The sequence below is a fragment of the Roseomonas sp. CAU 1739 genome (assembly GCF_039839775.1).
GTDB lineage: Bacteria > Pseudomonadota > Alphaproteobacteria > Acetobacterales > Acetobacteraceae > Neoroseomonas.
Genome location: NZ_JBDOQQ010000003.1, coordinates 45272 through 59097, shown reverse-complemented (window position 1 = coordinate 59097; position 13826 = coordinate 45272). Strand labels below are relative to the sequence as shown.

Sequence of the window (13826 nt, the reverse complement as noted above, 5' to 3'; positions counted from 1 at the left end):
AGGCCCTCCTCAGATGAAGAAGATCAGCGTCACGAGGATAAACAACGGGATCAGGAACACCAAAGCCCAGGCGCAATAGCCAAAGAAGGACGGCATGCGCTCGCCATTCTCCTCGACGATCGCCTTCACCATGAAATTCGGTGCGTTGCCGATATAGGAGTTGGCCCCCATGAACACCGCGCCGCAGGAAATCGCCGCCAGCGTCAGCGCCCCTTCGGTCATCAACAAGCCCGGATCGCCACCCGCCAGGTTGAAGAACACCAGGTAGGTCGGCGCATTGTCGAGGAACGAGGACAGCGCGCCCGACATCCAGAAGAACACCCAGGGGATCGGTTCCCCGGTGGGTCCGGTGGTCAGCGCTACCAGCGGTGCCGCGGCACCGTCCGTCCCGGCGCGCAGGATGGCGAGCACCGGGGCCATGGTGACGAAGATCGCGGCGAACAGCTTCGCGACCTCGATGATGGCCCCCCAGGCGAAGCCGTTCGCCTCCCGCAGCGCCGGCGCGGTGAGCCGGACGGAAGCGAATGTGACGGCGAGGAACACGGCGATCCCGACCAGGCGTTCGATGCCGATCTGCTGGCCGAAGATGGTGACCTCGCCGGGCTGCCAGGCGCCCTGGAGCAGCACCATCAGCACCACCACGCCGATCAGCCACAGATTGACGGTGCCTTCGAGGCCGAGCGGCTCGCGCGCCCCAGGGGCCGGCGCGTGCGCCTTCTCCTTCGCCCAGGCGATCGAATCCAGCACGTAGTAGACCGCCAGCAGCAGGACCGCGCAGAACAGGAACTCGCTGAACAGGTGCGTCGTCGTCCAGAAGAACGACACGCCCTTGAGGAAGCCCAGATACAGCGGCGGGTCGCCCAGTGGGGTCAGCGATCCGCCGATGTTGCTGACCAGGAAGATGAAGAAGACGAAGGTGTGGGTCTTGCGCTGGCGGAACGCGTTGGCGCGCAGCACCGGGCGGATCAGCAGCATCGAAGCGCCGGTCGTGCCCATCACCGAGGCGATGACGGTGCCCAGTGCAAGCAGCGCCACATTGGTCAGCGGCGTGCCGACCAGCGACCCCTTCAGCAGCACGCCGCCACCGGTCACATACAGCGCCAGCAACAGGGCGATGAAGGGGATGAATTCCTGCAGGACGATGTGCCAGACCTCGTCGGCGGCGCGGCCCGGCCCGAAGACGACGGCGAAGGGCACCACCAGCAGCAGGCCCCAGCCTGCCGCGATCTTCCCGTAATGGTCGTGCCAGACATGCCCCGCCAGCAGGGGCATCAGCGCGATCGAGCCCAGCAGCCCAACGAAGGGAATGCCCCATGCCAGGGACAGGTCCGACCCTGATGCAGCCGCCGCCGCCGCCGCCGGCCCGGCGGACAGAAGCAGGGCCAGCAGCGCAGGCAGCAGGATGGCGCAGGCGGCCTTGGCCAGACGCATCGTCGCTCGATCCCCCAATCCTGCACTGTCCTTGCAGGAGGTGGGCCGGCGCGACAAGAGGGTGCCCCCTTTTCCACACCCGCCCGTGCCCTCGGGCGGTTCCCCCCGGCGCTCGAAACGCTCGCGCCCCGCTTGATCGAGCATCTTCACCCGCCCTGGGGGGTGATTCCACCCGGGCGGGATCTGCTCTAGTTTGCCCGCCGCACAGGAGACCACCCCATGGATATGAGCGGCGAGCGCCGCATCCACGCCCCGCGCCAGCGGGTGTGGGATGCGCTGAATGACCCCGAGATGCTGCGAGCGTCGATCCCCGGCTGCGAGTCCGTGACCCGCACCGCCGAGGATGCTTTCGAGGCCAAGGTCTCGCTGAAGATCGGTCCGATGGCCGCGAAATTCGGCGGCAAGGTGAAGCTCGAGAACATCAACGCGCCGATTTCCTACACCATCACCGGCGAGGGCAATGGCGGTGCGATGGGCTTCGCCAAGGGCGGCGCCGATGTGGCGCTGGAGGAGATCAGCGCCGAGGAGACGCTGCTGAAATACGCCGTCAAGGCGCAGGTCGGCGGCAAGATGGCGCAGTTGGGCGCGCGGCTGATCGACAGCACCGCCAAGCAGATGTCCGACCAGTTCTTCGACCGTTTCGCCGCCGCCGTGGCGCCGCCGCCGCCCGCCGAAGCGCCGATGCCCGCCGCGATGGAGATCGAGCACGCCGCACCGGCCGCTGCCGCCCCGCGCGCACTGCCGGCAGCACCGGCTGGGATTTCGATCTTCGACCTGCTGCCCGAAGCACCGCTTGGCATCCCGCTCATGGCTTGGGGTGGCGGGGCGATCTGGCTTGTCATCCTGGTGTTGCTGTTCCTGTGGCGCTGAGCGGCGCGCCGTCCCGATCGGCGCCGAACAGCGTCGAGGAAACCCAGGCGCTGCTCGCGGCCGGCGGCTACATCGCCGACCGCGCGCTGGCGACGACGGTGCATCTCGCGCTGCGCATGGGCCGGCCGCTGTTCCTGGAAGGCGAACCTGGCACCGGCAAGACCGAGATCGCCAAGGTGCTGGCCAAGATGCTGCCGCGCCACCTGGTGCGGCTGCAATGCTATGACGGGCTCGACCTGTCGGCGGCGGCCTATGAGTGGAACCATGCGCGCCAGCTCATGGCGATCCGACTGGCCGAAGCCGCCGGGGAGACGGATCGCGAGGCGCTGGAACGCGGCATCTATGACCGCCGCTTCCTGCAATCCCGCCCGCTGCTGCAGGCGCTGGAGGGCGAGCCCTCGGTCCTGCTGATCGACGAGTTGGACCGCGCCGACGAACCGTTCGAGGCGTTCCTGCTAGAGATCCTCGGCGACTTCCAGATCAGCATCCCGGAACTTGGGACGGTGCGCGCCGAGACGCCGCCGGTCGTCATCATCACGTCGAACCGGACGCGGGAGGTGCATGACGCGGTGCGCCGGCGCTGCCTCTATCACTGGGTCGATTATCCCGATGCAGCACGCGAGCGCGCCATCCTGCGCGTGCGCGCGCCGGGCCTGCCTGAGGCGCTGTCGGCGCAGATCGTTGCCTTCGTGCAGAAGGTCCGCGAGGGCGACTACTTCAAGCTGCCCGGCGTGGCCGAGACGATCGACTGGGCGCAGGCGCTCGCGGCGCTGGACGCAAAGGAACTGGAACCCGGCGCCGTCGATGAGACGCTGGGCGTTCTGCTGAAATACCAGGACGACATCGCCAAGCTGAAGGGTGCCGAGGCCGCGCGGCTGATCAGCGAGGTCAATGTCTGAGACGGGTGGCGCGGCGGATCAGATCCGTCGCGCCGTCGCCCAGATCAGCAGCGGCGACACCAGCAGACCCACGATTACCGGCGACATCCAGGCAGCGAGCCAGGGATCGACCAGCAACGCCGCGGCCAGCATCAACAGGCCGATCACCACGCCGCCACGGGCGAAGCGCCACGCCTCGACGAAAGGTAGCGTCGCGCCGTCCCGGCATTGCGTCTTCCATCCGGAATCCCGCCCGGCCAGCACGGCGACGACGTGCCCGGCCTGGCGCACCATCGTCGCCGGGGAGATCAGTGCGGAGATTAGGATTTCAGCCACCGTCCCGCCGATCAGCCGACCCCAGCCACGCACCCTGACCGGGCGCCGCGCCGACACCGCGACCGACAGCACACCAAGCAGTTTCGGCGCCAGCAGCAGCGCCAGCGTGGTGGCGAAAACCCATACCGCGCGTTGCGCATCGACCACCGGCCATTGCGGGAACAGCACATGGGTCTGCGGGAAGTATTCCGGCCGCAGGAAGCGCCCCTGCAACGCCACCGCGATGCCGAGCACCAGAAACATGAGCCACAGCGCCGCGCTGAGGTAGGACCCGATACCGATCGCCAGGTGCAGCCTGCTCAGGGGATGCAGCCCAGCCGCACCGATCACCGCGGCATGTTGCAGGTTGCCCTGGCACCAGCGGCGGTCGCGGGCATCGAGGTCCGGCAGCGTGGGCGGCCCGCCCTCGAAGCTGCCGCCGAGTCTCGGCAGCATGTGGACGCCCCAGCCGGCGCGGCGCAGCAAGGCGGCCTCGACGAAATCATGGCTCATGATGTCGCCGCCGAAGGGCTTGCGGCCTGGCAAGGAAGGCAGGCCGCAGGTCTCGGCGAAGGCGCGCGTGCGGATCAGCGCATTGTGCCCCCAGTAATTTCCATCCGCGCCATGCCAGGCCGCCGCACCGGCGGCGAGCACCGGCCCATAGACTCGGCTGGCGAATTCCTGGAGCCGCGCGAACACCGTCTGCCCGCCGCGCAGCACGGGCACGGTCTGCAGCAGCCCGGCATTGGGGTCGGCCTGCATGGCGGCGACCAGATGTTGCAGCGTCGCCGCGGTCATCAGGCTGTCAGCATCGAGGATGAGGAAGGACTCGTAATCCGCCCCGAACCGCCGCACCCATTCGGCGATGTTGCCCGCCTTGCGGCCCGTATTGTCGCCGCGATGGCGGAAGAAGACGCGACAGCCGGGTGATCCGCGCAGCAGCAGCACCGCGTCGCGTTCGGCGGCGATCAGCGCCGGGTCGCGGCTGTCGCTGAGCACGAAGATATCGAAGGCGTCATCCGCATCGCGCGCATGCAGTTCCTCGCGCATCGCCACCAGCGCGGCGATGAGGTCGGACACATCCTCGTTGCAGACCGGCATCAGCAGCGCCGTCGGTCCCGCCCCCACCGGCCGGGACACCGCCGGCGCACGCCGCAGCAAGGCAGCGAAGCCGAGCAGTGCCGTAGCGAAGGACAGCGCGATCGGCAGCAGAAGGATGGCGAACAGCAGCGTCATGACAGCGCCGGACACCGTCCAGCGCGCCAGGCCCAGCACCTGCCACATCTCGCTCGTGGCAAGCACGGTCACGCCGGCGGTCATGGCGATGACGAAGGCGCGGCCGCGCCTCGTGCCGGCCGGCGACGCAGGCGCGGGGCGCGGCGAACCTGCGCATTCCGACAGCCCGCGCACCGGCATGGCCAACGGTGCCTCCGGCGGCAGTAGGCTCGGCGCCGCGTTCAGCCCGTCCATCGAAAAGTCCAGCTTTCCGACACCGGCGCGGATGGCGTGCCCAGCACCGCGCGCAGTTCGGCCAGCCGCGCGCCGCCCGGTTCTAATTCGAAGGACAGGCGCACCCCCCCCGTCTCGGGATTGGCCTGGACCACTTGGTTGGCGATGCGACCGGCGCTGGTGGTGATGCTGGCCGGCGGCAGCGTGTCGGTCCGACTGGTGAGCGGGGATGTGTCGAGCGCGAAACGCACCGCTTCCCCGCGCCCGCTCGCGCCGCTGCGCGTGGCCGCGAAGCGCAGTTGGTCGGCCGGCAGCGGCGGTTCGGAGACCCAGTGCAGCCGGTAGCGCAGCCGATGCGGCATCCCTGCCTTCAGGCCCTCACGCGGCACCCAGGCGGCGACGATGTTGTCGTGGATCTCACTCTGGGTCGGGATCTCGACCAACTGCACCTCGCCCGCACCCCATTCGTCCAGCGGTTCGACCCACAGGCCCGGGCGGCGGTGATAGGCGGCTTCGAGGTCCTCGAAATCGGCGAAGGCGCGGCTGCGCTGCATCAGCCCGAAGCCGCGCGGCGCGGCATCCTGGAAGCCACTGACCTGGAGCCGGCGCGGATTGGCGAGCGGGCGCCAGATCTGTTCATCCCGCCCGGTCCGCATCAGCAGCCCGTCGGAATCGTGCACGGCCGGCCGGAAATCGCTGATCTCGCCGCGATGGGCTGGGCCGAACATGAACATGCTGGTGCCCGGCGCGATGCCGATGCCGTCCACGGCCACGCGCGGGAACAGTTCAGCTTCCACATCCATCACGGTCGCCGCACCCGGCGCGATGACGAAGCGATAGGCCCCGGTCAGCGATGGCGATTCCAGCAACGCATGCACCGTGATGCTGCGTGCGCCGGGTTCGGGGCGTTCGATCCAGAAGGCGGTGAAGGCGGGGAATTCCTCACCCGCGGGATGGCCGGTGCGGATCGCCAGGCCGCGTGCCGACAGGCCATAGACATGCCCGCGCCCTAGCGCGCGGAAGTAGCTCGCGCCGAGGAAACTGCACACTTCGTCGAAATGATCCGGGCGGTTCAGTGGATGCAGGATGCGGAAGCCAGCGTAGCCGATATCGCCGATGCCCGCGGGCGGCGCCGGGCCATCGAAGGTGAACTGGGCCGGGTCGTAGCGCAGCGGCACGGCATGGCCCTGCTCGACCTCGAACACATCGACGCGGTCCTTGAACAGGAAGCCGAGGTGGTGCGGTTGCACGCGGAAGCCCAAGCCCGCATCCGCCCACAAAGCCTGGTCGGGGCGGAAGCGGATGCCGCGATATCCATCATAGTCGAGCGCATCGAAGCCGCGCGGCAGCGTCGCGCGGAGCGATCGATGCGGACGTTCGGCAAGGGCGCGGGCGATCGTCGGCACGCTTGCAGCATCGAAGCTTGTGCGGCCCGGCGTGCCAAGGCTCCCGGACAAGGACGCCCGGCGCGGTGGCAATGCCAGCGCGGTAGCACCCAACATCGCGGCCAGGTGCCTGCGGTTCAGCTTCATGCGCGGGGTGGAGCCGGGCAAGGCCGCGACGGCGTTCGAACGATCTGCTGCATGGCCTCCTGCCCTCCGTGGCATCCGGAACGACAACGCAGTGAATGGGCTGGGGTTGCCGCACTGCGTCATGGCTCCGTTGGGCGTGGGGCGGGAAGCCAGTATAAGGGTGGTTCCTGGAGGCAATCCGGCCCGCATGTTCCCCGACCGTGACCCGACCCGCATCATCACCCCGCGCGGGACGTCCGCGACCGCCCCACGCGGCATGGCGGCGCCCTCGGGCCACCTCGCCGACAATCTGCTCGCCTTCACCCGTCTGCTGCGGCGCACCGGCCTGCCGCTCGGCCCTGGCGAGGCGATCGCAGGCCTTGAGGCCCTGACCGAGATCGACCTCGCGGAGCGCCGCCAGGTCCATGCCGCGCTGCGTGCCGTGATGGTCCACAAGCGCGAGCATTTCGAGATTTTCGACCAGGCCTTCCAACTGTTCTGGCGCGACCCGGAGGCAGCCGCGCATGCCGCCGCCATGGCGCTGATGGACGCCAACAAGTCGCCGCAGGAGAAAGCGCCGCCGGCATCGCGCCGCCTCGCCGAGGCGATGCAGGAGAACAAGCCCAAGCCGAAACTGACCGACGAACCGCCCCCACAGCACGACATGACCTTCACTGTCAGCGAGCGCGAGCGGCTCCAGGAAATGGATTTCGAGGCAATGTCGGCCGCCGAGATCGCCGCGGCTAAGCAGGAGATCAAGCGGCTGGTCCTGCCGCTCGATGAACGGCGGACCCGGCGGTTCCGCCCTGATCCGTTCGGCCCGGTGGCGGATCTGCGGGCGACGGTGCGGCAATCCCTGCGCACGGGGGGCGAGATCCTGGACCTCGCGCGACGGCGTCGGGTGACGCGGCCGCCGCCGCTGGTCGTGCTGTGCGACATCAGTGGAAGCATGGCGCGCTATGCGCAGATCATGCTGCATTTCCTGCATGCCGTCGCCAATGACCGGGAGCGTGTCCACACCTTCCTGTTCGGCACGCGGCTGACGAATGTGACGCGGCAATTGAAGCACCGCGATCCCGAAGTGGCCTTCGAGATGATCTCCCACATCGTGCCCGACTGGTCGGGCGGGACGCGGATCGGGGAGAGCCTGGCACTGTTCAACAGGCTATGGGGGCGGCGGGTGCTGGGCCAGGGCGCGGTGGTTCTGCTGATCACCGATGGGCTGGACCGGGAGGGTGCACAGGGGCTGGCGGAAGCGACAGGGCGGCTGCGCGGATCCTGCCGGCGACTGATCTGGCTGAACCCGCTGTTGCGCTTCGCGGGCTTCCAGCCCAAATCCCAAGGCATCCGGGCGATGCTGCCCCATGTGGACGACTTCCGCCCGGTGCATAACCTGAACAGCCTGCGCCACCTGATTGCCACGCTTTCCGACAGGCACGGTGCGCAGCGCGGGAGGATGGCGGCATGACGACCGACACCACGAATTCCGAGGACATCCTCGCCACTGCCGCCGCTTGGCGGGCGGAAGGCGAACAGGTCGCGATCGCGACCGTGGTCGAGACCTGGGGCAGCAGCCCTCGCCCGGCGGGCTCGCGCCTGGCGGTCACCGCGTCCGGCCGCCTCGCCGGATCGGTCTCGGGCGGCTGCATCGAGGGCGCCGTCGCCGATGCCGCCAAGCAGGCGATGGCGTCCGGCGCGCCGCAACTGCTCGATTTCGGCGTCTCGGACGAACGCGCCTGGGAAGTCGGCCTGTCCTGCGGCGGCAAGGTGAAGGTGTTCGTGGAGCCGCTGTCGTGAAGGCGGAAACCCTCGCCCGGCTGCAGACCGAACGCGCCGCGCAGCGCCCGGTGGTGCTGCTGACGCGGCTCACCGATGGGGCGGAACATCTGTGGCCGCAGGACAGCGTGTCCTCTGCGCTCGCCGACGCCGCTCGCGCCGCGCTCGGGTCCGAGAAGGCCGGTTCCGTCACCATCGATGGCGAACCGTGGTTCATCCACCCGCACAACCCGCCGCTACGCATCATCGTGGTCGGCGCGGTGCATATCGCCCAGGCAATGGCACCGATGGCGGCCCCGCTGGGCTTCCAGATGATCGTGGTCGATCCGCGCCGCGCCTTCGCCACCACCGAACGCCTGCCCGGCGTCACGCTGAACACCGACTGGCCGGACGACGCCATGGCGGTGCTGAAGCCCGATGCGCGCACCGCCGTGGTGACGCTGACGCACGACCCGAAACTGGACGACCCCGCGTTGGATGCGGCGCTGAAGTCGGATGCCTTCTACATCGGCGCGCTGGGCAGCCGGCGCACCCATGCCAAGCGCCTCGCGCGACTGACCGATCTCGGCCACGGCGCCGAGGCGATGGCCCGCATCCACGCCCCGGTCGGCCTCGACATCGAAGCCGTGACCGCGCCCGAGATCGCGCTGTCGGTGATGGCCGAGATCGTCGCGGCACGCCGCGGTGCGGCACTTGGCGACCCACGCCCCATCTCCGCGCCGACCGAAGGCCGTATCAGCATCGGGATTTCCGCATGATCTTCGGCCCCACGCCGATCGACGAAGCCAAGGGTGCCGTCCTCGCCCATTCGCTGCGACTGACCGGCAAGGTCCTGAAGAAGGGCACGGTGCTCGATGACGAGGCGATCGCCGCGATCCGGGAGGCCGGCAAGCGGGAGGTGATCACCGCCCGCCTCGAAGCCGGCGACGTGCCCGAGGACGAGGCCGCCGAACGCTTGGCGCAGGCGCTGCTGGCGGCGCATCTCGCGAAGTCCCGCGCGGCGACCGGCCGGGTGAATCTGCTCGCCGAGACCGCCGGGTTGCTTGTGCTGGATGCGAAGCGCATCGATGCCATCAACGCGGTGGATGAAAGTGTCACGCTCGCCACCCTGCCGAACCACAGCGTGGTGACGGCGAAGGAGATGGTGGCGACCATCAAGATCATCCCCTTCGCGGTGCCCGGCCCGGTGCTGGCCGTGGCCGACGCCGTCGCGCGCCGCGCAGGCCCGCCCTTCGCCATCCATCCCTTTCGGCCGCTCAAGGTCGGGCTGGTGCTGACCGAGATCCCCGGCATCAAGGACAAGGAAAGCGTGATGGAAGGCGCGGTGGAAGCCACCGCCACCCGCGTCGAGGCACTGTGCGGGTCGATGCTGCCGGTCGAACGCGCCCGCCATGAGGAAGGCCCGGTCGCCGAGGCGCTCGGCCGGTTGAAGCGCGCCGGTGCAGAGGTGCTACTGATCGCCGGTGCCTCGGCCGTGGTGGACCGGCGCGATGTCGGCCCCGCGGCGATCGTGCGGGCCGGCGGCAAGATCGAGCATTTCGGCATGCCGGTCGATCCGGGCAACCTGTTGTGCCTGGGGCGTGTCGGCGACATTCCGGCCATGGTGCTGCCGGGCTGCGCGCGCAGCCCGAAGCTCAACGGCTTCGATTGGGTGCTGCAGCGCGTCTTCGCCGGGCTGAAAGTCACCGGTGCCGACATCATGGCGATGGGCGTTGGCGGGCTGTTGAAGGAGATCGAGGTCCGTCCGCTGCCGCGCGAACAGGCGCCGCGCACGCCGCCGGCCGCGCTGGCGCCGCGCCGCGCGCGCCGCGTCGCGGCCGTGGTGCTCGCCGCCGGGCGGTCGCGCCGGATGGCGCCGCTCAACAAGCTGCTGGTCGCCGATACCCAGGGCATCCCGATGGTCGCGCGGGTGGTGGATAATGTGCTGGCGAGCCACGCCCGCCCCGTGGTGGTGGTGACCGGGCATGAACGCGACCGGGTCGAGGAGGCGCTGGCCAACCGCCCGGTGCTGATCGCCCATGCCGAGGACTACGCCGAAGGGCTCTCGGCCTCGCTCAAAGCCGGCCTGGCGGCGCTGCCGGCGGATGTCGAGGGCTTCCTGGTGTGCCTGGGCGACATGCCGCTGGTCGCGGGGCCGATGCTCGACCGACTGATCGCCGCCTTCGACCCGGAGGAAGGCCGCGCCATCGTCATGCCGACCTTCCGCGGCAAGCAGGGCAACCCGATGCTCTGGAGCCGCGAGTTCCTCACCGAAATGCTGACCATCACAGGCGATGTCGGCGCCCGCCACCTAGTCGGCAAGCACGCCGACCGCATGGTGGAGGTCGAGATGGCCGACGATGCGGTGCTGCGGGACTTCGACACGACGGACGCGCTGAAGGGGCTGCCGGGGACAGTGCGAGCCGGGTGATGACGGTACCGGGTGGGGCCTTGCCCCTCCCGGACCCACCCCACCAAAGGCCGGTGGGCCTTTGGAAACCGTTACCTGGCGCCGGGCATCAGAGGCTGTCGGAATGCTGTCAAGGCGTTGCTAGGCCTCGACCACGACGTAGGATTCTTCCACCCGGACCGGGACTGTCTCGGCCTGATAGGGGCCTTCGACCAGGGCCACGCCCTGTTCCACCGCGGCCGGAAACGGCCGCACCTTGGTCCGCCGCGGGTCGAACCAGGATTTGCCGGTGCGGATGTCGAATTCCCATTGGTGCCAGGGGCAGCGGATGAATTCCCCGGCGCGGGAGAAGTGATATCGCCCGGGTTCGTCCGACAGTGTCAGGCCACACTGGATGCCGCCCGACAGCGCGCCGCCCTGATGCGGGCAGCGGTCGAGCAGGGCGAAGAAATCGCCTTCGAGGTTGAAGACGACGATGCGCTTGCCGGCGGCGTCCACCACCTTGCGCGCGCCGGGTGGGATTTCCGCCACCGGCGCGACGATGTGCTTGCTCATCGGAAGCGATAGATACTGTTTGCATTGCCGCCATAGATCGCCGCCCGCTTCGCCTCGGGGATGAAGGCGGGGATGGCCAGGCGCGGATCGTCGAAATCCCAGTGCGGATAGTCCGACGCAAACAGCACCCGGTCCCAGCCGATCCATTCCAGGGTGTCGAGCAGATGTTCCGGCCGCTCCGGCTCCTCGATCGGCTGGGTCGAGACGAAGATGTGCTCGCGCAGATACTCCGAAGGCGAGCGCTTGAGATGCGGCACCTCGTCCTTCAACCGCTTCCAGGATGCATCGAGCCGCCAGCCGAGTGCGGGCATCCAGCCGAAGCCGCACTCGATCATCACGACCTTCGCAGCAGGAAAGCGCTCGAAGACGCCCTCGACGACCATGGATGCAACCTGCGCCTGGGCCGAGGTCGCATGTTCCTGCACTTCCTCGACATAGAAGGACGGCCAGCCGCCATTGGTCATGGCATATCCGGAATAGCCGAAGGCGTGGATGCCGATGGGCAGCCCAGCCTCGGCCGCGGCGGCGTAGATCGGCCAGTAGCGCTTGCGGCCCAGCGGCTCGCTGGTGCGGCTCATCAGCAGCACCTGGCAGAAGCGCGGGTCATCGGCCCAGCGGCGGATCTCGGCGGCCGATGCGGCACCATCCTCATAGGGCACGACGATCGACCCACGCAGGCGCGGTTCATGGCGCAGCCAGTGCTCGGCCTGCCATTCGTTCACCGCGCGGGCGAGTGCCACCGACAACCCGTCATTCACGTCGCCTTGGCCGGAGGGTTGCAAGGGGTTCAGCACCCCCACATCCATACCGTAGCGATCGAGCAATTGTTCCTGCAGGAACGGCAGGTCCGAGGCCGGGGGGCCACCGCCCGGCGGCCAGGCATCGCGCCGGCAGGCGAGCGGCGCCGCCTTCGGGAAGGGGTAGCCTTTCGCGAAGCCGTGCCGGGCATGGATGCCGTAGGTCACCAGCCGGTGCCAGTCGGCGTCGGACAGGAAGGGGCGGAATTCCGACAGGTCGCGCACGCGCGGATGGATATCGACATCCACCAGGCCGAGCGTCGCGGCCGCCGGGCGTCCGGGCGCGGCAATTGGACGGACGAGGTTCATGCGATGCCTCCTTCCCTGATCCGAGCATAAGTCGCCCGCGGATTGTCCACCATGATCTTCGGCAGCAGCCCCGGCGGCAGGCCGGGCGGGACGGTGGCGTCGCCTTCGAAATGCGCATGCGGCCAGTCGGTGGCCCAGAGCAGCATCTCATCCGACTTCAGGTGGTCGAGCAGCCTCGCGATGGTGTCGCCCTCCTCCGGCGCATCGAAGGGGCGCACGGTCAGGCGGACCTGGTCGCGGATGATCTCGGCCGGCGGGCGATCGACCCAGGGGATCTCGAAGCGCACGCCCTTCCAGGACTTACCCAGGCGCCACAGGAAGGCCGGCAGCCAGGTCACGCCGGATTCCACCAGCACCACCTTCAGCGCAGGAAACTTTCCGAAGACTCCCTCGGTCAGCAGGGAGGCCAGCGACGCCTGGAAGCCATAGGCGTTGGAGACGTATTCCTCGACATGCCAGGACGGCCAGCCCACCGAGGTCGGCGGATGCCGCCAGGCGCTGCCGGCATGGATGGCAAGCGGCAGCCCAGCCTTCTCCAGCGCCGCATACAGCGGCCACCACTCGCGGCGGCCCAGCGGGATCTCCCCCATGCACAGCACCATCGCCTGCACGAAGCGGCGGTCGGGGGAAAGGCGCTCGATCTCCGCCAGCGCGTCCTCGATGCCGTTGGGCAGCAGGATGGCGGCGCGTAGCCGCTCGTCGCGGTCGAGCCATTCGGCCCGTACCCAGTCGTTCACCGCGCGGGCCATTGCCGCCGACATGTCCCGGCTGAACGGCAGTTGCACCGGGAACAGTGGGTTGAGGATGCCGACCGCCGTCCCCCAGCGGTCCAGCGCCTGGGTCTGCAACTGCCCCACCGTGGATGGCGCGCCGCCCTTCGGCCCCCGCCAGTCGCCGCGCACGGAGGATGGCGCATGGGGCGGGTAGGATGCGCTTTCCAGCGCCTCGATGCCGCGTTCCTTCAGCGTGTGGCGCCAATACTCGTCCATGAAGGGCAGAAGCGTCGCCACACCGGGCACGCCCGGATGCAGGTCGCAGTCGATGGCATCGGCCGTCATCGCGTTTCCTCTTTGCCGGCAGGTTCGCCCCGGGCCGCGCCTTGCGCAACCATCCGCCGAAAGGATTCATGGACCGCGCCGCGGATGCCGCGCGACCGTGGCCGGGCAGAAGGCATGGCGGCCCGTGGCCGAACTCTACCTCATCGACGAACGCGCCCCGATGGCCGATGCCTGGGAACGCTTCATCCCGCGCACGGATGCCAGCGTGCTGATCCTGCGCAGCGATGCGATCGCCGCCATCGCGACGGGCGCGCTGTCGCGCCTGTCCGAACCGCGCTTCGCCCATGCCGGGTTGCGCGGGCTGACTATCATCGCCCATGGCAATGCGAGTTCCATGGAGATCGGCACAGGGTGCGGCTGTTCGGTTGCTTCGTGGCATCGGGCCACTGGCAGGCGGGGCATGGCGCTGGCGACTTCGCCACCGGCTGGGTCAGGGCCGGATCGCTGCGGGACTTCACCTCGGGCGCCGGTTACCAGTTGATGCGCCG

At 69.1% G+C, this 13826-nt stretch carries 13 protein-coding genes; 7 read left to right on the top strand and 6 right to left on the bottom strand.

Translation table 11 applies throughout. The annotated features are described in order from the left end of the window. Nucleotides 1-9 precede the first annotated feature (9 nt). On the bottom strand, nucleotides 10-1431 hold the full coding sequence (locus AAFN86_RS06495; RefSeq protein WP_347542453.1) for a sodium:proton antiporter: 1422 nt from the start codon (nucleotides 1429-1431) through the stop codon (nucleotides 10-12). A gap of 219 nt (nucleotides 1432-1650) precedes the next feature. On the opposite strand from AAFN86_RS06495, the gene AAFN86_RS06490 reads away from it, so the two are divergent. Further along, entirely contained in the window at nucleotides 1651-2301 is a 651-nt protein-coding gene (locus AAFN86_RS06490; protein WP_347542452.1) for a carbon monoxide dehydrogenase subunit G, read from the top strand. Next, nucleotides 2292-3200 carry a MoxR family ATPase gene (locus AAFN86_RS06485; RefSeq protein WP_347542451.1) on the top strand — a complete coding sequence of 303 codons (909 nt, stop codon included), beginning with the start codon at nucleotides 2292-2294 and terminating at the stop codon, nucleotides 3198-3200. Before AAFN86_RS06490 ends, AAFN86_RS06485 begins: the two co-directional genes overlap by 10 nt. An 18-nt stretch (nucleotides 3201-3218) precedes the next feature. On the opposite strand, the gene mdoH is transcribed toward AAFN86_RS06485, so the two are convergent. Next, nucleotides 3219-4964, bottom strand: a complete 1746-nt coding sequence (gene mdoH, locus AAFN86_RS06480) for a glucans biosynthesis glucosyltransferase MdoH (protein ID WP_347542450.1) — start codon at nucleotides 4962-4964, stop codon at nucleotides 3219-3221. Continuing rightward, entirely contained in the window at nucleotides 4952-6349 is a 1398-nt protein-coding gene (locus tag AAFN86_RS06475) for a glucan biosynthesis protein (RefSeq protein ID WP_347542449.1), read from the bottom strand. Before AAFN86_RS06475 ends, mdoH begins: the two co-directional genes overlap by 13 nt. Before the next feature lie 313 nt (nucleotides 6350-6662). Here AAFN86_RS06475 and AAFN86_RS06470 point away from each other — a divergent pair, with 313 nt between their 5' ends. From AAFN86_RS06470 to AAFN86_RS06455, 4 genes are read left to right on the top strand one after another with little or no spacing between them, the layout of a single operon-like run. Then, nucleotides 6663-7922 carry a VWA domain-containing protein gene (locus AAFN86_RS06470; RefSeq protein WP_347542448.1) on the top strand — a complete coding sequence of 420 codons (1260 nt, stop codon included), beginning with the start codon at nucleotides 6663-6665 and terminating at the stop codon, nucleotides 7920-7922. Further along, nucleotides 7919-8251, top strand: a complete 333-nt coding sequence (locus AAFN86_RS06465; protein ID WP_347542447.1) for an XdhC family protein — start codon at nucleotides 7919-7921, stop codon at nucleotides 8249-8251. The genes AAFN86_RS06470 and AAFN86_RS06465 overlap by 4 nt, the downstream gene beginning before the upstream one ends. Continuing rightward, complete coding sequence (locus AAFN86_RS06460; RefSeq protein WP_347542446.1) at nucleotides 8248-8988, top strand: XdhC family protein; 741 nt, start codon at nucleotides 8248-8250, stop codon at nucleotides 8986-8988. The genes AAFN86_RS06465 and AAFN86_RS06460 overlap by 4 nt, the downstream gene beginning before the upstream one ends. Continuing rightward, nucleotides 8985-10640 (top strand): molybdopterin-binding/glycosyltransferase family 2 protein, encoded by a 1656-nt coding sequence (locus tag AAFN86_RS06455; protein WP_347542445.1) that lies wholly within the window; start codon nucleotides 8985-8987, stop codon nucleotides 10638-10640. The genes AAFN86_RS06460 and AAFN86_RS06455 overlap by 4 nt, the downstream gene beginning before the upstream one ends. Before the next feature lie 120 nt (nucleotides 10641-10760). Here AAFN86_RS06455 and AAFN86_RS06450 read toward each other — a convergent pair whose 3' ends face one another. Genes AAFN86_RS06450 through AAFN86_RS06440 form a run of 3 tightly spaced genes read right to left on the bottom strand, consistent with a single transcriptional unit; the run spans nucleotide 10761 to nucleotide 13338 of the window. Then, nucleotides 10761-11174: a Rieske (2Fe-2S) protein gene (locus tag AAFN86_RS06450; RefSeq protein WP_347542444.1), complete on the bottom strand. Its 414-nt coding sequence runs from the start codon at nucleotides 11172-11174 to the stop codon at nucleotides 10761-10763. Further along, a complete protein-coding gene (locus tag AAFN86_RS06445; RefSeq protein ID WP_347542443.1) occupies nucleotides 11171-12280 on the bottom strand; it encodes an amidohydrolase family protein in 1110 nt (369 codons plus the stop codon). The genes AAFN86_RS06450 and AAFN86_RS06445 overlap by 4 nt, the downstream gene beginning before the upstream one ends. After that, entirely contained in the window at nucleotides 12277-13338 is a 1062-nt protein-coding gene (locus AAFN86_RS06440; protein WP_347542442.1) for an amidohydrolase family protein, read from the bottom strand. Before AAFN86_RS06440 ends, AAFN86_RS06445 begins: the two co-directional genes overlap by 4 nt. Before the next feature lie 97 nt (nucleotides 13339-13435). Between AAFN86_RS06440 and AAFN86_RS06435 the strand changes: the two genes are divergently transcribed. Further along, nucleotides 13436-13819: a hypothetical protein gene (locus tag AAFN86_RS06435; protein WP_347542440.1), complete on the top strand. Its 384-nt coding sequence runs from the start codon at nucleotides 13436-13438 to the stop codon at nucleotides 13817-13819. Nucleotides 13820-13826: the final 7 nt, after the last annotated feature.

Bases quoted from the DNA above. Each gene is read 5' to 3' on its own strand.
- AAFN86_RS06495 (WP_347542453.1), bottom strand. From the start codon at position 1,431: ATGCGTCTGGCCAAGGCCGCCTGCGCCATCCTGCTGCCTGCGCTGCTG.
- AAFN86_RS06490 (WP_347542452.1), top strand. From the start codon at position 1,651: ATGGATATGAGCGGCGAGCGCCGCATCCACGCCCCGCGCCAGCGGGTG.
- mdoH (WP_347542450.1), bottom strand. From the start codon at position 4,964: ATGGACGGGCTGAACGCGGCGCCGAGCCTACTGCCGCCGGAGGCACCG.
- AAFN86_RS06470 (WP_347542448.1), top strand. From the start codon at position 6,663: ATGTTCCCCGACCGTGACCCGACCCGCATCATCACCCCGCGCGGGACG.
- AAFN86_RS06465 (WP_347542447.1), top strand. From the start codon at position 7,919: ATGACGACCGACACCACGAATTCCGAGGACATCCTCGCCACTGCCGCC.
- AAFN86_RS06455 (WP_347542445.1), top strand. From the start codon at position 8,985: ATGATCTTCGGCCCCACGCCGATCGACGAAGCCAAGGGTGCCGTCCTC.
- AAFN86_RS06450 (WP_347542444.1), bottom strand. From the start codon at position 11,174: ATGAGCAAGCACATCGTCGCGCCGGTGGCGGAAATCCCACCCGGCGCG.
- AAFN86_RS06445 (WP_347542443.1), bottom strand. From the start codon at position 12,280: ATGAACCTCGTCCGTCCAATTGCCGCGCCCGGACGCCCGGCGGCCGCG.
- AAFN86_RS06440 (WP_347542442.1), bottom strand. From the start codon at position 13,338: ATGACGGCCGATGCCATCGACTGCGACCTGCATCCGGGCGTGCCCGGT.